This is a genomic window from Chloroflexota bacterium (assembly GCA_009840355.1).
Classification (GTDB): domain Bacteria; phylum Chloroflexota; class Dehalococcoidia; order Lucifugimonadales; family JADFKI01; genus Bin90.
On the sequence record VXNZ01000034.1, the window covers coordinates 1 to 22243 of the forward strand.

Here is a 22243-nt window from a genome sequence, read left to right on the forward strand (position 1 = left end):
GGCTTGGTTGAGTCTCATTTAGCGATTGAACAAATTTCAAACTGATACAGTACCGGCGACCTCAAGCAAGGACTCCTTCCGCACAGGTCCGTCACCAACTGGAATGAATTCGCCAAATTGTTTGACAAAGCCGATGTCGCCAGAGCACGAGAGATGCGCCTTGCATACCGCAGCACAAAGCAAATTACCCAGTACGCAAACCGCATATTGAAGGATCTGCCCATGCGTACTACCAAGACGCCACAACCTTATGGCCGCAATGGTCAACGCCCCGAACTCGTGCGCTCTCGAAGCGCCGCCGAAATGCACACGGCAATCACCGATGCCATCGACAGATTGCGCGAGTTGGATGATGTTCGCTCGATTGGCGTGCTGACCAAATGGGAAAATACCGCAAAGGACATCATGCAAGAATTCAGATCAGAGCGAATAGAGGATGTGAGCAGACTTGAAGAGGGCAGCTTGATAATAACCGACATCATCGTCAGCCCCATAATCCTCACCAAGGGCCTGGAGTTCGACGCCGTCATTGTAGCCAATGCGAGCAAGAACAACTTCAGCGAAACATCGGAATTTGATCGCATGCTTCTCTATCTCGCCTGCACTCGGGCCCGACACCATCTCGAAATCCACTGGCACGGCACTCTCTCTCCGATAGTTCCCAGCGTGGAGCGTCTAGCGAGCTAATCCACGCGAATTAGCGCGCCCGTCCTGTCCATTCATGTGAATCACCCCCCTTGCCATATAGCCTCAATGCGCCTAACCTTACGGAGCGTTGAGGCTATTGCTTTTGAGGAGGGTTCCAGATGTTCTTGATGCGATTCACCGAGCGCGCGTACTACCACTATACGGAAGAGGATGTGCGCAATAGCTACCGCAGCGCCGTCCGGCTGACCTTCCCCAACTCGCATTTCGACACGGGCAAAGCGTCGCACATGTACAACTACTATCTCGACGAGTACGAGTACTGCGAAGAGGTCGGCTTCGATGGGCTGATGCTCAACGAGCACCACAATACGCCCACCTGCATGGGCGCCGCGATGAACCTCGAAGCGGCGATTTTGGCGCGCACCACCAAGAAGCCCAAGATTGTGCTGCTCGGCAATCCCCTGCCCATTCAGGAAAACCCAATCAGAATGGCTGAGGAACTCGCCGAGATTGACCTGATTTCGCGCGGCAGGCTTGTCTCCGGCTTTGTGCGCGGCACCGGCGTCGAGTCCTGGGCGACGAACACAAACCCGGTGCACAACCGAGACCGATTTCAGGAAGCGCACGACCTTATCCTCAAGACATGGACGACGCCGGGACCATTCCGCTGGGACGGCAAGCACTACGAATTCCGCGTGGTCAACCCATTCGTGCGCCCGCTTCAAGAGCCGCATCCACCCGTGTGGGTGCCGGGCAGCGCAAGCCCTGAGACGATGATTTGGGCGGCGCAGCGGCACTATCCGTACGTCTTCCTCGAGGCTGACCCTGATGTGGTCGGCGATGCCAAGCGCATCTACGCGGAAGCGGCGAACGAAGTCGGATACGAACCGGGCCCCCAGAACTTCGGCTATCTGTTCCGCGTACATGTTCAGGACACGGACGAGAAGGCGTACGAAGTGGGCAGGGGCTTCTTGTCCGGCAACGCCGGTGTCGGTCGCGTGCCAATGCCGCCGGAGTATATGAACCCACCGGGCTATAGCTCCATCGAAGGTCGCAAACGGCTCGCGAACATCAATCTCAGACCGGACAGGCTGGTAGGCGGCGTAGATGCGGCGGGCTACGACAGGGTCGTGCAACTCAATCGCATCGTCGTGGGCAGCCCGGATACCGTAATCAAGAAACTGCGCGAAGTGCTGTCGGTAGTGCGTCCCGGCATACTCGCGGTGTGGACGAATGACGGCAGCATCAGCCACGAAGATACGATGAATTGCCTGCGCCTGATGAAGGACGAAGTGCTGCCCGCCCTCCGCGAACTCGGCAAAGAACTCGAATTGCCCGGCCCGTTTGAAGTGGCGCCGTAAGCAGACTTCACTCCAATTTCCAATTCCGCCATTTAAGTACGGTTTGGGCATTGTCCAAATGACGAGGAAAGCATGACAGAAGCCAACAACTCAGATAATTATATCGAAATTGCGGGCGCGAAAATCCATATGCTGAAGGCTGGCAGCGGCGACGCGGTGCTTTCACTGCACAGCATCGAAGGCAATCTTGGATGGCTGCCGTATCTCGAAGCCCTGTCGCGGTCTGCTTGCGTATATGCGCCCACGCACCCCGGCTTTGGCACATCGGAGCGGCCCGACTGGCTGGAGACTATCGATGACCTAGCGCGCTTCTACCTCTGGGCGCTTGACGAACTTGGACTGGGCAGGGTGCATCTCATCGGCGGCTTCATGGGTGGCTGGATCGCGGCGGAGATGGCGGTGATGTGCCCGCAGGTTCTGCAAAGCCTAACGCTCATCGGCACCGCCGGAGTCCGCCCGACAGACGGCGAGATTGCGGATATTTTCCTGCTCGGCGAAGAAGAGACCATCAACCTAGCCATCGGTAATTCCGATGTGCTCGCCGCGGCAATCGATGCGGAAGAACCCAATCTGCGAATACGCGGACGCGAAATGACGACGCGCCTATGCTGGAAGCCGTATATGCACGATCCTAGCCTCATCCACCTACTGCCGCGCGTGCAAGTTCCGACGCTTGTCGTTTGGGGGGAGAACGACTGCATCGTGCCCGTCAGCGCAGGCGAGCAGATCGCCGATGCTATGCCGAACGCCAGTCTTGAAGTGTTTGAAGGCGCGGGGCATCTTCCTCACATCGAAAAGCCGGAGCAGGTTACGCCTTTGTTGCTGGAACACATGGGGCTATCGGGTTAAACTTATCGCGCATCACATAGCTAACGCTCTGAAATGAAAGGACGCCAATAATGGCAATCAACGCAATCAACACCGCAAAGCAGCGTATGCTCAATGGCGAGCCCGCATTTGGCGCAGAGGTCAACCTTGGATCGGCGCTTTCGGCCGAACTTCTGTCACCGCTCGGCTTCGATTTTATTCTTGTGGACAACCAACACGGAACTTGGAGCGACGACTCCTCCATGGCCGCATTTCGCAGCATCGCGCTTGGCGTGGCGATGCCGATGGCGCGCGTCCGACGCAACGAATTCGGCGCTATCGGCAGGCTGCTCGACCGCGGCGCAATGGGCATCGTCGTGCCAATGGTGAACTCGGTGGAAGAGGCAGAAGCGGCAGTCGAAGCGGCGCGGTATCTGCCTCTTGGCGGACGCTCGGCGGGCGCGTTCGGCACGGGCTTTCTTGGCGGCGACTATATGAGCTGGGCGAACGATGAAATCTTCCTCGCAGTTCAGATTGAATCGGTAAGGGCTGCGGAGAACGCCGAAGCCATCCTGTCCGTAGAAGGCATAGACGCATGCTGGATAGGCCCCGGCGACCTCATGTACTCAATGGGAGTTGACCTGTCTGATCCTGCCGGCTGGCAGGCGCACGACGACCTGATTGTCAGCGTATTCGAGGCATGCAAGCGCGCGGGCAAGATACCCGGCATATACACGCCGAGCGCATCCGAAGCGCTACGCCGCGCAGAACAAGGCGGGCTGTTCTTGACCGCAGGCGGCGATGGTCCATGGGTCGTGGAAGGCGCGAGGCGGACGTTGGACGAGCTGGGCAGGTAGGATTCTTGAATTAACATCGGCGCTGTTGACAATGCGAGCGGGCGTTCATATAGTCAAGGCGCTGGATTCAGATGACCTAATCACGCAATAATTGATCACCCGATACTCAATCACGCAACAGAGGTGCAATCGATGAAAATCACTGACATACAAGTAAATCAGCTGCGCAGTTTCCTTGGACCGGACGACCAATCGTTCATCGGGCAGGGCGGCAGGCTCATCGTGCGGGTCTATACGGACGGGGGCATCACCGGCATCGCGGAAGGTTCGCGCGGGCTGGACGTGTTCCGCGCGTATGTGGACTCAATGATTAAGCCTCTGCTAATTGGCGAAGACCCGCGACAACCTCGACAAATTTGGGAAAAGCTCTCGCTTGGCACGGGGCAGCAGGCGACCCGCGTCCCGCCGCAGATTGCGGGCGCGATAGACATCTGTTGCTGGGACATTATGGGCAAAGCTGCAGGATTGCCGGTTTACGCGATGCTGGGCGGCGCGCGGCGCACCGAGATTCCTTTGTACTGGAGCCGCGGCAATGGCTGGCGCAAGTCGCCCGGCGAGATGCTCGAAGAGGTGCAGGAAGGCTACGACAAGGGCTTCCGCGCGTTCAAGGTGCGCATGGACTGGCGCGACTACCGGCAGGACAGCAACCCGCGCAACGACTTCGAGATATTCCGCGCCGTTCGCGAGTGGCTGCCCGACGATGTGCCGCTGGGATTTGACGCGAACAACGGCTATTCCGTGCCGACCGCGATTCAGCAGGGCAGACGGCTGGAAGAGATGGGCGCGGCGCACTTCGAGGAGCCACTGCCACAGTACGACCTGCGCGGTTTGCGCCAAGTCGTGGACGCGCTCGACATGGCGGTGTCAACGGGCGAGCAGGAAACATCCGCGTGGCGCTTCCGCGACCTGATAGACCTGTCCAACCCGGACATTCTGCAGCCGGACATTCTCAATGTCGGCGGTCTGTCCGAGATAGTCAGGGTCTATGAGATGGCAGTCTCCGACAACAAGGTCATAATGCCGCATAGCCCGAGCGTTGGCGTGAACTCGGTCGCGAGTCTGCACGCCTACAGCACCGTCACCAATGCCGTGCGCCCGCACGAGTTCTCTGAAGAGTTCACTGGACCGGCAGAGCGCATAGCCGCCCTGTTCCAAGAGCCGATAATCCCCGAGAACGGCAAAATCACCCTGCCCGATCGCCCCGGCTTCGGGCTAGACTTCGACGAAGCCGAGCTGGAGAAGGCGATAATCGCCTAGGGAACCGGAGGACGACAATAGTACAGCCTAGATTCGAGCAATTGCCTTGAATCTAGGCTTCTTGTTTTCATTGACACGAATAGAGCCCGCCGCCGCTTCAGCGCACGAGACGAATTCGATGGTTTTCGCTGTCGGCTATGTACATGGCGCCTTCGTTGTCCACTACTGCGCCGTGCGGTCGCGCCAAGCCAGCGCCTATCGCGGGGCCGCCATCGCCGTCGGGTCCCTCGTGGCCGCCTGCTACGGTGGTGATAATGCCCGTTGCGGCGTCGTATTTGCGGATGGCGTGATTTTCGGTGTCCACGATTAGCACGTTGCCGTCGGCGTCGCAGCGGATTGCTTTGGGGCCATTGAAATCGCAAGCGATTGCGGGCTCACCGTCGCCGGTGTAGCCTTTTGCGCCTGTACCGGCGACCGTGGTGATAATGCCGTCCGCGTCGATGCGGCGCAGCGTGTTGCCCTCGCGCTCGCAGATGTAGGTGTTGCCTTTGCCGTCCACGCATACGGCGCGCGCGCCGAAAATGCCCGCGTCAGACGCCCTGCCGCCATCGCCGGTGTGCGCCTTATCGCCCGTGCCTGCGAATGTTGTGATAACGCCGCTTGCGATGTCCAGCCGACGGATACGCTGATCTTGCACATCGGCGATTAGCAAGCCGCCGTCGCCGTCCAAGATGAAGTCGTTGGGTTCGCGCATTTGTGCTTGTGTGGCGGGCCCGCCGTCGCCCGAATAACCGACGGTAGCATTACCCGCGACCGTGCTTATCACGCCTGTTGCCGCGTCAATCTTGCGGATGGACGGGTTGAATCGCTGCAGGATATAGACATCGCCGTTAGCATCCACCTGAATCGCGTAGATTTCGTCGATTTTGGCGTCTGTCGCCGGTCCGCCGTCGCCGGTATGCCCGGATTCACCCGTGCCGGCGAATGTGGTTAGCTCGCCCGTCTCCCTGTCAAGCCGTCGTATCGCGTAGTTGAAGCAGTCCGCGATGTAGAGATAGCGATACGACGGGTCGAATTCCACATGGAAGGGGTTGTCCATCGTGGCATCGGTCGCCTGTCCGCCATCGCCGGAATAGCCCTGCGCGCCCGTCCCTACGATGCTGGAAATACTCGCTGCCATTTTGCAAAATATCCTTTCAATACTGTTCATCCATGTCCTGTCAATCGATGTCAAATCGCGTCCTATAGTTCGTGAGGCCACCACGCCTTCAGCCGCGCCTTGAACATCGCATCTACCTTGCGCGCGACATCCGGGTTGGCGACTTCTGCGCGAGAGGCGCGCGCCAATACGCTCAAATCCGCGCCGCCCAAGTATATCGCCGCGAGCGAGGCTGCGGGCAGTGTAACGTCAGGAGCCGCTGTCGTAGGCTTGCATGCCGCGCCGCCTTGCCCTGCCTCCAATACGAACCGGCCGGAGTTCCAAGCGCAGAAGTCGTCCACCACATCGAACACCACGCGTCCTTCTACAGCGTAATCTCGCACCTCAAGTGCGGCGGGCACATCCACGATGCGCAACCACATGCCATCGTATGGCACGCGCTCAAGGCGGCGCGGGTCGGCGAGCATCCACGGCAGCGGATCGTCCACCGGGCGGCTGCGCGATTCTATCCTGTTCCGCAGGTCTATACCGAAGCAGAACTGCCAGAGAGCGGTGTATGCCGTATCCGTAACTGCCATTAGGTCACCCACGATGACAGTCCGTTCACGCAGGCGATAAATGACATAGCCGTTTGCCTGCCCGTCTTCTTCATATAGCACGAAGCTCATCGCGCTGGCGCCATTTCGTTCGAGCTCCAAGTCCGCCATAAAGAAGTCCCAATGCTCCTCACGAAGCGGGACGAATGCGGGTCTGTCCGCGCAGGCACGATTAGCCACATCCATCAGCGTGGATTGCGCGCCATCCTTGTTTATGAATCGCAGGCTACCTGTCGGTGTGGGCGCGAACTGCATCGCGGTATGCGCGCGGTCAATGCCCCAGCGTTCGTGCTGCGCCGCGATGCCATAGCCGTAGCGTCCGTAGATGATGCTCTCGGACGCTCCGAGTATCGCCACCGATTCGCCGCGCTCGTGCGCCGCGCGCATCTGGCAGTCCATCATTCGCGTGAGTATGCCTCGCCTGCGGTGAGTGGGCAGCACCGCGACATTGGACACTACGGCGGTGTGAACGCGCCTTCCCTCCGGCACATTCATGTCAAGCGGAAATACGGTGAAGCCGCCCACGATGTCGCTGCCATCATACCCCGCGACAGACCTGCCGTTCTTCAACGGGCGCTTGAACGCAGCGAGGATATCGTCATCGTCCATCGGCGTCCCAAAGCCCTGCGACACGCTCTTGATTAGCGGTTCGTGTTCGTCTTCACCCACGAATCTGATTTCTATCGTCATTCAAACTCCTAGCCGTCGAATGGATGCGGTCTGATAATGTAATGTCTGTGTTCAGTGGCAAATCTGGTGGAATTGCCGCAGATAATTGCGATTCTACTGGTCAACTACGGAGCCGTCGCGGTGGAGGCGGACGTTAATCTGACCGTAGGTTCGCGGTGGCGCTTTTTCTTGCGCGTCGTCGGCGATTTCGATGCCGATGCCCGGAGCGTCTGGGATAATCAGGAAGCCGTCTTCGACTGCGATAGGCTCTTTCACCATCACATTCTTCGGGAAGTCGTGTTCGCCGGTTGGGTATTCCTGGATGGCGAAGTTCGGCGAGCATGCCGCAATTTGCAGGCACGCAGCCGTACTTATCGGACCAAGTGGATTGTGCGGCACTACACCGACGTAGCTGGCCTCGGCAAGCGCTGCAATCTTCTTGGTGTGCGTGATGCCGCCAGCCAAGCACACATCCGGGCGGATGTACTGCACCGCGCCGCGCTTGAGCAGCATGTCGAATTCGTGGATGGTCTGGAATCGCTCGCCAGTGGCAATCGGCACGGTAATCTGGTTCGCTACCAATCCCATCGCGTCGTAATGCTCCGGCAGGATAGGGTCTTCGTAGAACATCGGGTGGAACTCGGCGATGCCCTGCGCCAATACGACAGCTTCGGCGGGTGTCAGCCGGCGGTGAATCTCGATGCACAGGTCAACTTCGTTGCCCGCAGCCTCACGGTATAACCGCACGGCGTCAATAGCGTCCGCCATCTTGTCCGCATGCGACTTGTAGTACGGCACGGCGCGATCTTCGTCAAGGAACGGAGTCAGGTGTCCGACTGCCGTAAAGCCCATTTCCTTCGCCGCCTTCACACCGGACACCAACTCTTCGCGCGTGGAGCCGAACACATGGTAATAGACGCGCGCTTTGTCGCGTACCTTGCCGCCGAGCAGTTGGTACACGGGAACGCCGAAGTGCTTGCCGGCGATGTCCCACAGCGCGATGTCCAGCGCGCTTATACCCGCCATTATCGCCGCGCCGCGGAAGTGTCCGGTGCGATACATCGTCTGCCAGTGATGCTCGATGAGCAGCGGGTCTTTGCCCACCAGATACGGCGCGAACTTCAGGCGGATGGCGGCTTCGGTCGCTTCTAAGTGTCCCCAAGCGCCTGCCTCGCCGTAGCCCGTTATCCCCTCGTCCGTGTGCACCTTCACGAACAGATACCTGTCCACCGGATATGTTTCGACTGATGTAATTTTCATTGTTTCTCCTCACAGAATTGTTTGGGTAATGCTATCACACGCGCACCAGTTTCATAGCCTCCGGCAACAGAACAGCCATACTCGAAAGAATGACTATTCCCAATGCCACATAACGAAATATCCTCTCGCTCATGCGCTGAATCAGCAGCGCGCCCAACCCGAATCCGATGAAGGACGGGATTAGCACAATAGCGACCAGCGTCAGGCGTTCCGCGTTGTACAGTCCGGCGGAGGCATAAGCGACTACTCCAATCCCGGCAATGACGAGAAGGTAGAGCGCCATCGCTCCACGCACCGACCGTCTTCCTAGATTCCTCGCGAGCAGAAAAAGGACGATCAGCGGGCCGCCCACGGCAAACGCCGTCAGGGTAGCGCCAACTAGAAAGCCCGCGATAGCTCCCAGCGTGCCCGCAAATGGTATTTCACCCTTGAACTCCTTCATCGACAGGGCAGCGAGCGCCAAAATCAGCACAACTATGCCTATGCGAACGATGGTAGGGTCCGCAAACTTTAAGATCGCCGTCCCGAATGGAACTCCGAAAATACCCGCCACCACAATCGGAACAATCTCCCTGTATGGAATATCATTTCTCGCCTGAATCGCTATCAGGATACCGGCGCTTACGCCAGCCGTGTTCACCACCACAACCGCCGTCTGCGGGTCGCCTACGGCAAGCAGCATAATCGGCATGGAGACCATCGCGATGCCGAATCCTGTCGCGCTGTACACTGTGCAGCCCGCAAGCAGCGCAAAGAGCGCAAACGCGACCTGATTCCAACCTATTGCCAATTCCATTAAAGATTTACCAATTCCTGAGCGATTGCCACCAAGCTGGAGAAGATGATGATGCCAATCACGGCATATTGAAACGCCCGCTCGTTGATGCGCTTGATGATGAATGCGCCTAGCGCCAAGCCTATCAGCGCAGGTATCGCCGCGACGCTTATCAGCATCAGCCGCTCTTGCGTGTACAAGCCGGCAAGCGCGAATTGAACGACCGCGACCGTAGTCAGCGTCATCAGGAAGAATGCCATCGCTGCCCTGACGGTCTGGCGTTCCCAGTTCTTTGTCATCAAATAGAGCATCACCAGTGAGCCTGCGACGCCGGTCGTCGGCAGCAGCACGCCCACGATGAAACCCGCCAGTATCCCTAGCGGCGTCGAGTACGGCAGTTCACGCTCCACCTTGAAGAACGATCCGACAGCGAAGAGTATAATAAACCCGGCGATAACTATGCTGAGCACGCTCGCGTCCGCGTTGCTGAGTATGTACACGCCGATAGGCGAACCAACCACTGCAGCCAGCGCTATGGGGACTACCTGCTTGAAAGGCACATCTCGCCACGACTTCCAGATTATCCAGACGGCCACTCCCATTCCCAGGGTTCCCGGCACAATAATGGCGGACTGCGGCCCATGGGCAAGTAGCATGATGGGCGTGGAAACCATGCCTATCCCGAAACCCGTCGCGCTGAACACCGTAGCTCCCAGAAACATCGCAGCCATCGCCACAGCCGCCTCCAGCCAACCCATTTCAATCAAAGGCTTGCCACCTCCCTGACCAGCACAGACAGGCTGGACAATACAATCAACATCACGACCGCATAGCGAAATACGCGCTCGCTCATCATCTTCAGAATCACAGAACCAAGCCCCAATCCCAGCAGCATCGGTATCACCATAAGCGCAATCAGGTTCAGCCTCTCAGCCGTGTAAAGACCCGCCACAGCGTACCCTGCTATGCCGAATACGTCCAGTGCAAGCAGATAGAACGCCATCGCGGCCCTGATTGACTGCCTGCCCCAGCTTCGCGTAAGGAGGTACAGCGTAACCAGTGGCCCGCCCACCCCAAACGCCGGGAGCACGACACCTACTCCGAACCCCGACAGAATGCCGACCGCCTTTGAAAAGGGAAAATCTCTCTGGAAATTAACCGCAGCAGTGGCTGCTAACGCAATTATCAGCGCGGAGATGCCGATACGCATTATGCTCGGATCGGCAAACTTCAGGATGTACACAGCGAACGGGACGCCTAGTGCCCCTGCAGCGGCAATCGGCAAGACATCCCGGAACGGTATATCCTTGCGAGCCTGTACGACTACCCACGCCTCGACTGCTATCGCCACCGTGTTCAGTACAACAACCGCAGTCTGCGGCTCCAGTACGAACAGCAGGCCGGGCATTGCCACCATTCCAATACCGAAACCCGTCGCGCTCAGGGCAGTGCAGCCCAGGAACATCATCAGGGCGGCTACCCCAATCTGAATCGCGCTCACAACAGGCTAATAGCCTCCCTCGCCAGAACCGTCACGCTCGTGCCCATTATCGCCGCAATGACCAATCGCCGGAACATCACTTCGTTTATGTGGCGCAAAATTAGCATTGCCACCCCGAAACCTAGTACAACCGGCAGCGCCGACACCGCGATAAGCAGCATGCGCTCCTGTGTCAGCAGCCCCGCAACGCCGTATCCTATGACACCGGCGCCCTCTACGGCAAGAAAATACAGCGACAGCGAGCCGCGCAGCGCCTGACTCGAGAGGCGCCGGGATAGCAGCGCCAATGCCAACAGCGCGCCGCCAACGCCGAACGCATTCACCATAACGCTCACCACGAACCCGGCACCCGCACCAATCCACGAGGATTTTGGCAGTGTCCGGCGCGTGTTAAATGCGGCAAGTAGAGTTAGCCCCAAAATGAGCGATGCAATGGCGATACGGAGTAGCGTGTCCGGCGTGTCCGTCAGAATGAAAATGGCGAACGGCACTCCGATGATACCGGCAACGACGATGGGTAACACCTGACGCACCGGGATGTGCTGCCAAGTTCGCCATATCACTAGCGAGAACATAAACAGCGAGACCGTGTTGATGAGCACCACAGCGGTCTGCGTGTCGAGCAGCAATAGCAGCAGCGGTATCGCTGTTACGCCGATACCGAATCCGACGGTGCAATAGACGAGAGCGCCCGCGAACACCATCGCTACAACCAGCAGTAGCTGCTCGCCCGTGAGACCGACCGATAACGCATCCAAGTTGACGCGCCCTTATGTTTGCCGCGCCATTACGGCACCGCCTGCCCCGCGAATACGCCCGTGCACCGCTCGCTGTCCACCGCGACCTGCCCGTTGACCAGCACATACGGAATACCCGTCGGAAATTGGCAGGGATCGTCGTAGGTGGCATTGTCGTTGATGCGGTCGGCGTCGAAGACCGTGATGTCCGCGAACGCGCCGGTCTCGATGCGGCCTCGTCCTGTCAAGCCAAATCGTTGCGCCGCGTTGTCCGTCATTCTCTGCACCATGCCTTCAAGGGTGAGCATGCCGAAATTGCGCCGCAGCCGCCCGAGGAAGCGCGGGAAGCAGCCGTATGCGCGCGGATGCGGCATGCTGCCCACATGGATGGCGTCGCTGCCGACCATGTAGTCGGGACGAGATAGCAGTTCGACGCAGTCCTTGCTGACCTGTTGCCATACCTTCACACTGTCTGGCGGAGCGCCGCGGTAGCCGACAGACAATTCCTCGTCTTCTAACAGCCACAGCAGAGTCTCTTCCTTGAGTTCGCCGCGCTCGGCGGCAATATCGCGCAGGCTCATGCCTTCGAGGTGGTTATTCTTCGGCAGATATGTGAACACGGCTGACGCCAGATCGTTAGGCTGCTCTATCACGTATTCAAGCATGCGCTGCCGTTCGGCAGGATCGCGTAGCCGCTCGAGGAGCGCGTCGGGTCCGCCGTCGTTCACATCTGGCGGCAGGTAGCGAATCGGGAAGCTGCTTCCTGTCGGATACGGGTACAACTCAAGCGAGCAGTCAACGCCCTCGGCTTTCGCCTCGTCAATCAGCGCGACCCGCTCGGCGACTTTGCCGGCGTTCTCGGCGCTTGTGCGGTAGTGCGAGAAGTGTACTTTGACGCCGGATCGCCTGCCGATTTCCAGCGCTTCCGGCACATCGCCGCCGCCGAAACCGCGCTCGGGGTGTACATCGCGCAGGTGCGTAACATACACGCCATCATATTCCGCCACAACCTTGCAAAGCTCAATGAGTTCTTCGGTGTCGCTCCAGGCGTTCGGCATGTACGACATACCGGTGGCAAGCGCAACCGCGCCCTGCTCCATGCCTTCGCGGATCATCTGCTTAGCCTTGTCCAGCGCGTCCCCCACGAGCGGCTTGTCGTAGAAGCCGACCGTCTCCAAGCGGATCGCCCCGTGCGCTATGCAGTAGGCGGTGTTGATTGCCGTCTTCTTGTGATAGTGCGATCGGAACGCAGCCACACTGCTCATATCGAGGTCGATCGGCGGCTCGCCTAATATGCCCGTGAGGTATCGCCGGTTCATACGATAGTTTTCAGGCGAGAGTTGCGCGTAGGACAGCCCATCCTGCCCGAGTATCTCGGTGGTGACGCCCTGCCGCAAGCCGTTCGCGTGCTGCGGGTCGGTCAGCAGTATAGCATCGGAATGAGTATGGGTGTCGATGAAGCCCGGCGATACGGTCAGCCCCGTCGCGTCGATAACACGGCGCGCATCGGATTGGGACAGATCGCCGATGGCAGCAATCGTTTCGCCTTCTACTCCGACATCCGCGCGAAACGCCGCCGCGCCCGTTCCATCAACTACGCTCCCGCCAATAATGACAACATCAAACATTGCACCCCTCCAAAATATGCAATACCAGCAGCGCGCAGTATAACACAGAGCGCACGATGGTACGATTAGACTATGGGACTACGCATTGCCGTGCGTTGACGGCATGCGAATCAGATGATGCGGTTAATCGCGTAATACCTGACGAACGTCATGCAATGCAGAATACAATTGCCGCGCTTGCAGTTCCTTCGCTCTCGATGGGGATGATAGGGATGGAAGGGACTATTCGTTGTATCACGGTAATCTATGCCCACGATGCTCACGCGAGACTTACTTGCCTGATAAGCTCATTTTCCTGATATTGCGCGGAACATGTGCTCCGGCGCGGGCGTCAGGTATTCCGGCGTGATGCGCGATTCCGGCTGTTTGGGCGGTGTCCATAGGATTTCGAATAGGGGCGAATTGTCGCCGGTTTGGTATTCCAAGCGGATACTGTGCCTGCCTTCGAGGAGTTCTTTCTCCCTCTCCCGCTCGCCCCGTGTGTCAAGCAGCGTTTCGCCGTCTAACGATATTCGCATTTCGCCACGCACTTCACCGAACTTGAACCTGTATCGGCCGGACATCGGCACATTCAGGTTGCCGTCCCAAACTGCGAGGTGTGCGCCGTCCACGACCGAGTTGTACCAGAATGCGCCGCCTATTCCGGGCGTGATTTGCATCGCGTCGGGAATTGCGCCGTCAATCTCGTTTGCGTCATCGATGCCTTTGAAGTACCGTCCTGCCAGCCCAACAGGTCGAACATCGCCGTGATATAGATTACTTGCGGTTATTGGCTTGAATTGCGGCTCACCTGCGTTTTCTTCTTTGTCGAGATCGTCTTCGATCGGCGGCGGTGGCTGTTTCCAGAGCAGCCTTAGTATGCCGTCCGGATTATCGACTTTCGAGCGTACTTCAAACATGTGCAAGCCGACGGCAGGTTCGACCGTCACCTGCTGGCCGTTTTCGGACAGGATTACCTTGCCGTCCAGCACGACCGTTGCAGGGGAATCACTGTCCAGCATGAATTCGTACTCACCGGGATGCGTGATATGCAGTGCCCCTGCCCACTCGACAGCGAAGGTGCCATCCTGATCGTATGTCTCCAGCGCCCAGACACTTTCGGTGCTGCGCTTCATCTCTTCGACGACTTCGCCGTCCGCCGCTGTGCGCCGCGAAATGATCCCCTGCGCCGCCTCTAGTTCCTCGCTGCTGATGTACATCGCGTAGTACATCACATCTCCGCCCGTTGGCGGTCTGATTTCAGCATAATCGGCGTCAGGGTAGTATGCCTTAAGAGTGTCGTAGAATCCGGATTCGCGCGGTTCGAGGTATATCGCCGCGCCGCGCCATACCGCATCCGAGTTCAGCGGAATGTTCGCCGGCGCGCCTATCGTTTGACGCGGGAAGCGGAAGCCGAACAGACTCGCAACAAGGCTGTGCCTGAACTGCCGCGACACCATCGGGCTGTATCCTCGCGTCGCCTGCTCCGCTAAATCGCGCGCCATCAGCGTTTCGTCTGTAGAATATGCCGAATACACATCCGGGTCGTTCGCCTGCTGCCCGAAGTATGCATTGATGTTCGTGTAAGCGATTGCCGCGAGTAGCACTGCGACTACGCAAGCCGTGCCTACGCGCGCCAACGGCAATTGAATGGATCGCCCAACATTCCATAAGAAACCTATCGCAATCGCAATCAGCGCGATGACGGCGGGTATGACCGTGATGCTACGCAGCGATTGCGGCGCTTCCCAGGGAATAGTCAGCACTCCAGGCATAATCATTACCAGAATCCACACCGGAAGCACAATATACGCAGCCTTGCGCCACCGCGCCACTGCGATTGCCAGTCCAAACAGCATCAGCAGCCCCGAAAGCAGATCAAGCATCGGCTCACGTGGAATATTGTGCCGACCATTGGGATCGCCCTCGATGTGGAACATCTTCAGATGCGTCCACAGACTACTCGCTAACGCGCCCACGCGTTCCTCTTCGCTTACATGCGAGAATAGAGATGTAACTTCTGTGCGCCGGAAGAACTCATCTGGATGCGTCGCCGCGAACTGAATGAGCGGCAATGTAACAATCACTGAGAACAGTGCCATGACGCCGATGTTAAGCAGGAGACGCCGTCTGCCACTTCCGGCGAAAGCGAGCGCGTGCAACAGTACGAACCCTATCACTATCGGAAACAGGCGAAACGGCGAGTAGAACCACATTCCCAATCCCATAGACGCGCCAGCCAACGCGAAATCTACGGCACGCTCTCTTTTCAACGCCCGATATGTCAGCCATGCGGTCAGCGCGGCGAAAAGCGGCGCGGTTATACCATGCATCCCGACGCGCGCCCATGTTATGTCCCAGCGTGTTACGGCGGTCAGGAACGCCGCCACGAGCCCCGCCAGTATTCCTCCCATAATGCGCGCCATCAGGAATATCGCCACTATGCCCGCCAGTCCGAAGGCTACGGCAACGAGCCTGCCTGTTGTGATAGAAATGCCCGCAAACTTGATTACCAGAGCAATCGGCAGCAACAACAAACTAGGCAAGCCGCTCCAAGCATTGTACACCGTCAAAGAAGCGGGATTATCTGCTATATGCTTGGCTTGGTCTATATTGTCAGCCTCATCGAACCACAACCCCGGCGGAAATCCATCAAGGTTATACAGCCGAACCAACAAGGCGAATAGCAATATCGCGCCGAGTGCGGCCCATGGCAGAAGTCCGCGCGGCTCAAACGAAACACGATACCCGCGCCGAAATCGCGCGATGAACGCCGACCAGCCGCCCTCGAACGCCGGCACAGCCGCAAGCGTTAACGCGACCGACAGCGCGAAGCTCCACCATGCCAGCGCGTTGGGGGCCCCTTTGGGGAACATATACAGGCTGAACGCCGCCGCCAGCAGTCCCAAGATGAACAGCAGCCCACCGATTTGCCGCTCGGAAATACCCAAGGCTGTAATTGGACTGACTTGTAATGGACTTGCGGGTATTGGAGTAGCATACGCCGGTGCGTCAGTCTCTTCGATTTCAGTTATCCCACTTGAAGGAGTCGAAGGCGCGACATTCTCTTGCGAAGTGGTAGGCACTTCATGTGAAGGCGGCTTACTGGGCGCGTCGCCAAGCATCAGTTGGAAGTCTTGCCAGAACAGCGAGAGCGAGCGGCGCGACATTCTGCCTAAGGACATGGCAAAAGCCAGCGCGCTCACCGCAAGCGGCGCGAGCGCCCACACGATGCCGAAGAAAGCATAGGCAAACAGCGCGATGACTAGAAGCGACACGGCTGACGCGATAAGCGAGAAGCGCAGTCGCGCGCGGTTCATCGTGGTAGGACTGACGGATTCCATAGGAGACTACGATTGAGGCGGCTCTTCGGTGGTCAGCACGCCCTTCTCGTACAGGTCGTCGATGTCCGCGGCAGAATAGCCTAGCGCGGCGAGCTTTTCGCGGTTGTGCTCGCCTAACAGCGGCGTAGGTTTGCCATTGATGGCGCGCGTCTCGCCAAAAGTCACGCAATTAGCGCAGTAGTGCATCTTGCCGTATGTCGCGTGCTGGTGCTCGACGAGCATGCCGTTGGCGAGTACCTGCTCGTCTTCAAAGAAGCCGACGTTGTACTGCTCGGTTACATCGGCGCAGCGTACGCCTGCCGCTCGCAAGCGCGCAATCCACTCGGACGCAGGCTTTTGCGCGAATTCATCGGTGAGCAAGTCCCACAGCGTGTCGTCATTCTCCTCTCGCTTGGATGCGGTCGCAAAGCGGTCGTCATCCGGCAAATCGCTCCGTTCAATAACGGCGCAAACGCCTTCCCATTCTTCCTGGCTCTCGGCGATGAGATAAACCCAGCCTTGCTTGGTCTCGAAGAGCCTGTGCAGCGCATTCAGCCCGTACTGTCCGCCGTCTGCGATTGGCGGCGATGTCTTGCCTTCATAGCGCAGGAAGTCGTCTTCGCGCAGGGTTGCGCCGGCGTTTAGCAGGTTGCAATCCACCTTTTGCGCGACACCAGTTCGTTCGCGCGCGTACAGCGCCATTATCGCTCCAAGTGCGACCATGCCGCCGGATGAGAAGTCTGTCGGCGCAAGCTGCGCGAGGAACACCGGGGGGTTGCCGCGTCCGCCCTGCGCGAACTGCAATCCCATCCACGCCTGCGCCAGGGGGTCAACGCCGGGGCGATGGGCATACGGTCCATCCCAGCCAAATGCGGTCGTATGCGCCTGAATGAGCGCGGGATTGACCCGCTGTAGGTCTTCGGCGGATAGTCCCATACGGTCGGTGGCGCCTGGCCGCATATTCGCAAGCATAATGTCAGCATCGGCGGCGAGTTTCTGCGCGACCGCCTGCCCTTCAGCCGTCTTAGTATTTGCCGCGACTGAGCGCTTATTAGAGTTCAGGTACAGGAAATACTGCGCTCCCGCCGGTCGGGAAATATCGCCGTAGGGCGGCTCGAACTTGATGACATCCGCGCCAAGATCGCCAAGGCATTTACCTGCAGCCGGTCCGGCTATGACATTGGTCATCTCCATAACGCGAACGCCTTCGAGCGGCGGTGCGTCATCTCGCGGCTGAACATCAGTCGGTTCAGGCAATTCGACACCGGCGAATTCGGCGAGAACGCTGTTGGTGTGCTGACCGCGTGTGGGACGCGGCGCGCGAACCACGCCCGGCGTGTGCGTGAACTTGATAGGACTGCCCATCTGCCTGACATCGCCGACGATTGGGTCGTGCATGTCTAGCAGCATGTCATTGGCGATGACCTGCGGGTTGTCCATCGAATCGGGCGTGGTGCTGGCGCGCGCATACGGCACATCGGCGTCCTCAAAGATACGCTCCCACTCGGCGCAGGGCTTGGTCTTGAGCACGCCCGCCACGATGTCGAACAGCTCGGCGCGCGCCTCTTCGCTTTCAGGACGTCTGCCATCGCCGTATCGCGGATTGGCGAGCAGCTCGGCGATGCCCATGACCGTTGCGGCGATGTCCACGAACCCGCCGTGAATGCAGCCAATCTGAATCCAATTGCCGTCCGCGCACTCAAACACGCTGTAGAACGGACCGCCGCCCGCCGTCGTGAGTTGGAATGGTCGCTGTTCTAAGCGCTCGCCGATGACTTTCGGCGCAAACATCATCGCGCCTGCCATAACGGACGTGTCCACCTTGCGCCCGAATCCTGTCTTCTCGCGCGCGTACAGCGAAGCGGTAATGCCCTGCGCGGCGAGAACTGCTGTCCCAAGGTTTACGACCGGATGCACCACATGCACAGGACCTTGGCGAAAGCCGGGCTGCGACGCCAGAATGCCCATGCGCGCCATTACCAGATGCTCGTCGCCGGGTTCGTCGCGCATGGGTCCTTGCTTGCCGTAAGCGGTGATGGAGCAGTGCACAAGACGCGGGTTGATACGGCGCAGTTCGCCGTAGTCAACAAGCGTCTGATGCGGCGAGTGCGGCTCGAAGTCTTCAAGCAGCACATCGACTTGAGACGCCAATTTGTGGAAGACATCGGGATGCGCGGAAATATCCAGCGAGACGCTTTCCTTGCCGCGATCCCAGACCATATAGATTGGCTGCGCGCGGTCGTTGTCATCGTCCGGAAGTTCGAGACGGATTACGCGCGCGCCGTTGTCGCATAGAAACATGCCGGCTAAACTGCCCGGCCTCTGCCTCGTCAGGTCAAGCACTGTAATTCCGTCTAGTGCGCTCGGCATCGTTGCGTTCCCGTTTCACTTAATTCTTGCGTGTGCTGGCAGCCGTCGCGCAAGGCACGCCTACCCGCCAGTCCAAAGATGCCGCAAATTGTAACATGAGCGGTGCCAGAATACAGGTCAATTTCGTCAGACTGGCGTCTGGTTCGTCGGTTGGTCGGTATTTCCGCTAGTCGGTGGTGAGGAAATACGATGGTTTTCCGGCTTGCCTTGTAATCAGCACGAGCGCCGAATCAATCCAGCGTAGCAACCTTATGCGCCTCAATCCAATCCCAATCCAGCTCATACCCCAGCCCCGGCGCGGTTGGCGCTTCGATTACTGCCCTATCATTTGGGACTATGTCTTTGATTAATCCGAACTGGTGTGCTTCGGTTGGCAGCCAGTATTCGTAGTAGGCGCAGTTCTGCACTGACCAGATTACATGCAGGTTTGCGATGTTGAGCAGCGAGTTGCCTGCCGTGCCTATCTCGCAGTTCATGCCAAAGCCTTCTGCCATTGAGCATAGCTTCTTCAAGCCCGTAATACCCAATTTTCTCGCGGTACCGCGCACTAGGCGCAGCGCCTTCAGACGGATGTAGTGGTAGCTGGTCTGGAACTGGTTCTCCGGCTTGTCGCTCATGCAGATTGGCGTTACGAGGCGGCGGCTCAGCTCGGCGATGTTGTCGTATTCGTGCGCGGGTATTGGGTCTTCGAACCAGTAGAATCCTAGTTCGTCCGCCGCGCTGCCAATCGCTAATGCCTTGCGAAAGTCGTAGCCGTTATTCGGGTCGAGCATCAGCTCCATATCGTCGCCTACAATGTCGCGGACACCCGCCATCATCTCGATGGTGTCAGATGTACTCATCACGCCCGGGTGAATCTTGTACGCGCGAAAGCCGGCATCTCGCAGCTGCCGCGCTTCGTCGAAATAGCCTTCCGGCGTCTCGTGGCGCGGTGGGTATGTGGCATAGAATTCGGTCTCGTCGCGGCTTGCGCCGAGCAACTTGTACACAGGCACGCCAGTCGCTTTGCCCGCGATGTCCCAAAGCGCCACGTCCACCGGCGCCCAGGCGTTCATGTTCAACCCGCGCCGTCCGCTCAGAATCGGCAGTCGATTCCACAGGCGCTCTCTGCCGAACGCGTCCTGCCCGACGATTTCGGGCTTGAGCACATTGAGAATTGCGCCGAACTGCCCATGCCCGCCGCCTCTGAAATCGCCGACGAAGCAGTTGCCTTCCACGCCTTCATCCGTCAAGATACGCAGTACGCCCTGCTCCACTTCGCCGCGAAAGCGCCCCAAGTCGGAGTCCAGCCCTGTATCGGGCAGCGTGCGTCGCACAACTTCGATTCTTACATCAATTACTTTCATTGCTGTTCTCCGTCCGGTGAGTTCAGTACGGTTTAGTTCTCCGATTGGCGACTGCATTGTTTGCGCTTGTTGCCGTTGCCTTAAGACGCGCCTATTGTAGCAGGCGGATGTGTAGAATCGCCGATTTTACAATAAGCCTGTTATCATCCGTAGAATCCATTATAGAATCTAATCTTCCCGCACAAGGGATTCAATTTCACTCATTTCAACACTTGCCGGTATGCGTAGAGGCGAACTACTGGTCACTCCTAGCGTCTTTAAGCCGCCGCGAGTTGGACTTCGGACTTCGGGCGGACACGCTGCATAGTCTGCTACCATTTCACATCATAGAAAATCTCTCAGAGCATTGGAGACGATTATGCTGGACATTCTGATTACAAACGGGCAAGTTGTGGACGGCACGGGCAGCGCGGGGTACTACGCCGCTGTCGGTGTGCAGGGCGATACGGTGTCCATTCATAGGGGCGATGTATCGCACGTCGAGGCAGCGAGGGTAATTGACGCTACGGGGTATGTGGTCTGCCCCGGCTTCATCGACCTGCACTCGCATGCGGGCTTGACGATACTGGGCGAGCCGCACCACGATCCGAAGGTGAGGCAGGGCGTAACAACCGAACTCATGGGAATTGACGGCATATCGCACGCGCCGTTCAAGACGCAGGACGAGCTTCACCGTTACATCTGGCTGGACTCCGGGCTGAACGGCTACCCGCCGATGCCCGCCGATTGGCTGTCGGTCGCGGACTATCTGGGCAAGTTCGACAATACCGTCGCCATCAATGTCGCGTACATTCTCGGCAACTCGCCGGTGCGGATATGGTCGGTCGGCTGGAACGACAGACCCGCGACGGCTGACGAGATGGCGGACATGAAGGCGGTCGTGCGCGAGGCGATGGAAGAGGGCGCGTGGGGTCTTTCCACCGGCCTCGATTACCCGCCCGGCGCATACGCATCGACAGACGAACTTGTGGAATTGTCCGAAACGGCGGCAAGTCTGGGCGGCCATTACCATACGCACACTCGCGCCAGTCTGCGAGCGCAAGGGTTGCTCGCGCCGTGGGAAGAGGCGCTCGAAATTGGGCGGCGATCCGGCATTCCCATCCACCTGACACACTACCGGCAGAGCGAACAGGGCGTAGGCAGCCACCTTGATTATCTCGGGCTGGTGGAAGACGCCCGCGACGAGGGCATGGATGTAACGTTCGACTGCTATACATACCCGTACTCAGGCACGACCATCACAATAGGGCTGCCGCACTGGGCGAAGGACGGCGGACCGGAGCGGCTGATGGCGGCGCTGCGAGATCCGCACGACCGCGCGCGAATGGCAGTCGAAGTGTCGCGGGAAAGGCTGCGCGATAACTGGCTCACGAACTTCACGCAGCCACAGAACAAGCAGTACGAAGGAAGGCTCATCACCGACATAGCCGAGATGCGCGGGCAGGAGCCGGCGGACGCGCTATTCGACCTGCTGCTGGAAGAGAACTTGGGCATATCTACGGTTGGGCTTGGCACAAACCCGCAGACTTTGCACGCCTTCGTGTCGCATCCGGCCGGGATGATCGCATCGGACGCGATACTGTTCGGCGAATACCCGAATCCGCGCACATACGGCTGTTTCCCCATTGTGCTGGCGGAGTTCGTGCGCGCGGAGAAGCACCTACGTCTGCCTGAGGCTATCCGCAAAATGACATCGTTCCCGGCGCAACGGCTCGGCCTGCCGGACAGGGGTATCCTGCGCGACGGCTTCAAGGCAGACATCGTCATCTTCGACCCGGCGACGGTCAAAACGCACGCCACACGCGAAGACCCGCACCACTATCCGGTCGGCATCGACTGGGTGATAGTCAACGGCGAAGTGGTCATCGAAGATGGCGAGAACAGCGGCGCGCTGCCCGGTCGCGCGCTGCGGCGGGGACGCTGACTCTTGCGGGTCGAATTAACGGATGGACAGGATTTTGTGGTGGAATGTTATCGAGACCGGGTAGGCTATATCTGCGCTCGCCCGTCAACCCGATGGCGCGTTTATG

At 58.7% G+C, this 22243-nt stretch carries 17 protein-coding genes; 6 read left to right on the forward strand and 11 right to left on the reverse strand.

From position 1 onward, the window contains the following. The first annotated feature begins 117 nt into the window (after nt 1-117). From F4X57_09850 to F4X57_09870, 5 genes are all read left to right on the forward strand, one after another. Complete coding sequence (locus tag F4X57_09850) at nt 118-687, forward strand: hypothetical protein (GenBank protein MYC07456.1); 570 nt, start codon at nt 118-120, stop codon at nt 685-687. A gap of 119 nt (nt 688-806) precedes the next feature. Next, nucleotides 807-2009 (forward strand): LLM class flavin-dependent oxidoreductase, encoded by a 1203-nt coding sequence (locus F4X57_09855; GenBank protein MYC07457.1) that lies wholly within the window; start codon nt 807-809, stop codon nt 2007-2009. Between the two features lie 72 nt (nt 2010-2081). Beyond that, entirely contained in the window at nt 2082-2858 is a 777-nt protein-coding gene (locus tag F4X57_09860) for an alpha/beta fold hydrolase (protein MYC07458.1), read from the forward strand. A 50-nt stretch (nt 2859-2908) separates the two neighbouring features. Next, nucleotides 2909-3673: a hypothetical protein gene (locus F4X57_09865; GenBank protein MYC07459.1), complete on the forward strand. Its 765-nt coding sequence runs from the start codon at nt 2909-2911 to the stop codon at nt 3671-3673. 132 nt (nt 3674-3805) lie between these two features. After that, nucleotides 3806-4930: a mandelate racemase/muconate lactonizing enzyme family protein gene (locus F4X57_09870; protein MYC07460.1), complete on the forward strand. Its 1125-nt coding sequence runs from the start codon at nt 3806-3808 to the stop codon at nt 4928-4930. A 97-nt stretch (nt 4931-5027) separates the two neighbouring features. Here F4X57_09870 and F4X57_09875 read toward each other — a convergent pair whose 3' ends face one another. From F4X57_09875 to F4X57_09925, 11 genes are all read right to left on the reverse strand, one after another. Beyond that, nucleotides 5028-6080, reverse strand: a complete 1053-nt coding sequence (locus F4X57_09875; protein MYC07461.1) for a hypothetical protein — start codon at nt 6078-6080, stop codon at nt 5028-5030. Nucleotides 6081-6112: 32 nt separating this feature from the next. After that, nucleotides 6113-7315, reverse strand: a complete 1203-nt coding sequence (locus tag F4X57_09880) for a GNAT family N-acetyltransferase (GenBank protein MYC07462.1) — start codon at nt 7313-7315, stop codon at nt 6113-6115. Between the two features lie 93 nt (nt 7316-7408). Further along, nucleotides 7409-8554 carry a galactonate dehydratase gene (dgoD, locus tag F4X57_09885; protein ID MYC07463.1) on the reverse strand — a complete coding sequence of 382 codons (1146 nt, stop codon included), beginning with the start codon at nt 8552-8554 and terminating at the stop codon, nt 7409-7411. A gap of 34 nt (nt 8555-8588) precedes the next feature. After that, nucleotides 8589-9350 (reverse strand): sulfite exporter TauE/SafE family protein, encoded by a 762-nt coding sequence (locus F4X57_09890; GenBank protein MYC07464.1) that lies wholly within the window; start codon nt 9348-9350, stop codon nt 8589-8591. Continuing rightward, nucleotides 9350-10096: a sulfite exporter TauE/SafE family protein gene (locus tag F4X57_09895; GenBank protein ID MYC07465.1), complete on the reverse strand. Its 747-nt coding sequence runs from the start codon at nt 10094-10096 to the stop codon at nt 9350-9352. Before F4X57_09895 ends, F4X57_09890 begins: the two co-directional genes overlap by 1 nt. Then, nucleotides 10093-10830 carry a sulfite exporter TauE/SafE family protein gene (locus tag F4X57_09900; GenBank protein ID MYC07466.1) on the reverse strand — a complete coding sequence of 246 codons (738 nt, stop codon included), beginning with the start codon at nt 10828-10830 and terminating at the stop codon, nt 10093-10095. The genes F4X57_09895 and F4X57_09900 overlap by 4 nt, the downstream gene beginning before the upstream one ends. Beyond that, nucleotides 10827-11588 carry a sulfite exporter TauE/SafE family protein gene (locus F4X57_09905; GenBank protein MYC07467.1) on the reverse strand — a complete coding sequence of 254 codons (762 nt, stop codon included), beginning with the start codon at nt 11586-11588 and terminating at the stop codon, nt 10827-10829. Before F4X57_09905 ends, F4X57_09900 begins: the two co-directional genes overlap by 4 nt. 29 nt (nt 11589-11617) lie before the next feature. Further along, the gene (locus tag F4X57_09910; GenBank protein ID MYC07468.1) at nt 11618-13195 is read right to left on the reverse strand and encodes a D-aminoacylase; all 1578 of its coding nucleotides are present in this window, start codon (nt 13193-13195) and stop codon (nt 11618-11620) included. 287 nt (nt 13196-13482) lie between these two features. Continuing rightward, entirely contained in the window at nt 13483-16518 is a 3036-nt protein-coding gene (locus F4X57_09915; GenBank protein MYC07469.1) for a hypothetical protein, read from the reverse strand. A gap of 6 nt (nt 16519-16524) precedes the next feature. Beyond that, on the reverse strand, nt 16525-18867 hold the full coding sequence (locus F4X57_09920; protein ID MYC07470.1) for a CoA transferase: 2343 nt from the start codon (nt 18865-18867) through the stop codon (nt 16525-16527). Between the two features lie 230 nt (nt 18868-19097). Next, a complete protein-coding gene (locus F4X57_09925; protein MYC07471.1) occupies nt 19098-20270 on the reverse strand; it encodes a hypothetical protein in 1173 nt (390 codons plus the stop codon). 301 nt (nt 20271-20571) lie between these two features. Here F4X57_09925 and F4X57_09930 point away from each other — a divergent pair, with 301 nt between their 5' ends. After that, nucleotides 20572-22137, forward strand: a complete 1566-nt coding sequence (locus F4X57_09930) for a D-aminoacylase (GenBank protein MYC07472.1) — start codon at nt 20572-20574, stop codon at nt 22135-22137. Nucleotides 22138-22243: the final 106 nt, after the last annotated feature.

What these genes read in the sequence shown, in the direction of transcription:
- F4X57_09855 (MYC07457.1), top strand. Translation starts at nt 807, where the DNA reads ATGTTCTTGATGCGATTCACCGAGCGCGCGTACTACCACTATACGGAA.
- F4X57_09860 (MYC07458.1), top strand. Translation starts at nt 2,082, where the DNA reads ATGACAGAAGCCAACAACTCAGATAATTATATCGAAATTGCGGGCGCG.
- F4X57_09865 (MYC07459.1), top strand. Translation starts at nt 2,909, where the DNA reads ATGGCAATCAACGCAATCAACACCGCAAAGCAGCGTATGCTCAATGGC.
- F4X57_09870 (MYC07460.1), top strand. Translation starts at nt 3,806, where the DNA reads ATGAAAATCACTGACATACAAGTAAATCAGCTGCGCAGTTTCCTTGGA.
- F4X57_09875 (MYC07461.1), bottom strand. Translation starts at nt 6,080, where the DNA reads ATGAACAGTATTGAAAGGATATTTTGCAAAATGGCAGCGAGTATTTCC.
- F4X57_09880 (MYC07462.1), bottom strand. Translation starts at nt 7,315, where the DNA reads ATGACGATAGAAATCAGATTCGTGGGTGAAGACGAACACGAACCGCTA.
- dgoD (MYC07463.1), bottom strand. Translation starts at nt 8,554, where the DNA reads ATGAAAATTACATCAGTCGAAACATATCCGGTGGACAGGTATCTGTTC.
- F4X57_09890 (MYC07464.1), bottom strand. Translation starts at nt 9,350, where the DNA reads ATGGAATTGGCAATAGGTTGGAATCAGGTCGCGTTTGCGCTCTTTGCG.
- F4X57_09910 (MYC07468.1), bottom strand. Translation starts at nt 13,195, where the DNA reads ATGTTTGATGTTGTCATTATTGGCGGGAGCGTAGTTGATGGAACGGGC.
- F4X57_09915 (MYC07469.1), bottom strand. Translation starts at nt 16,518, where the DNA reads ATGGAATCCGTCAGTCCTACCACGATGAACCGCGCGCGACTGCGCTTC.
- F4X57_09920 (MYC07470.1), bottom strand. Translation starts at nt 18,867, where the DNA reads ATGCCGAGCGCACTAGACGGAATTACAGTGCTTGACCTGACGAGGCAG.
- F4X57_09925 (MYC07471.1), bottom strand. Translation starts at nt 20,270, where the DNA reads ATGCAGTCGCCAATCGGAGAACTAAACCGTACTGAACTCACCGGACGG.
- F4X57_09930 (MYC07472.1), top strand. Translation starts at nt 20,572, where the DNA reads ATGCTGGACATTCTGATTACAAACGGGCAAGTTGTGGACGGCACGGGC.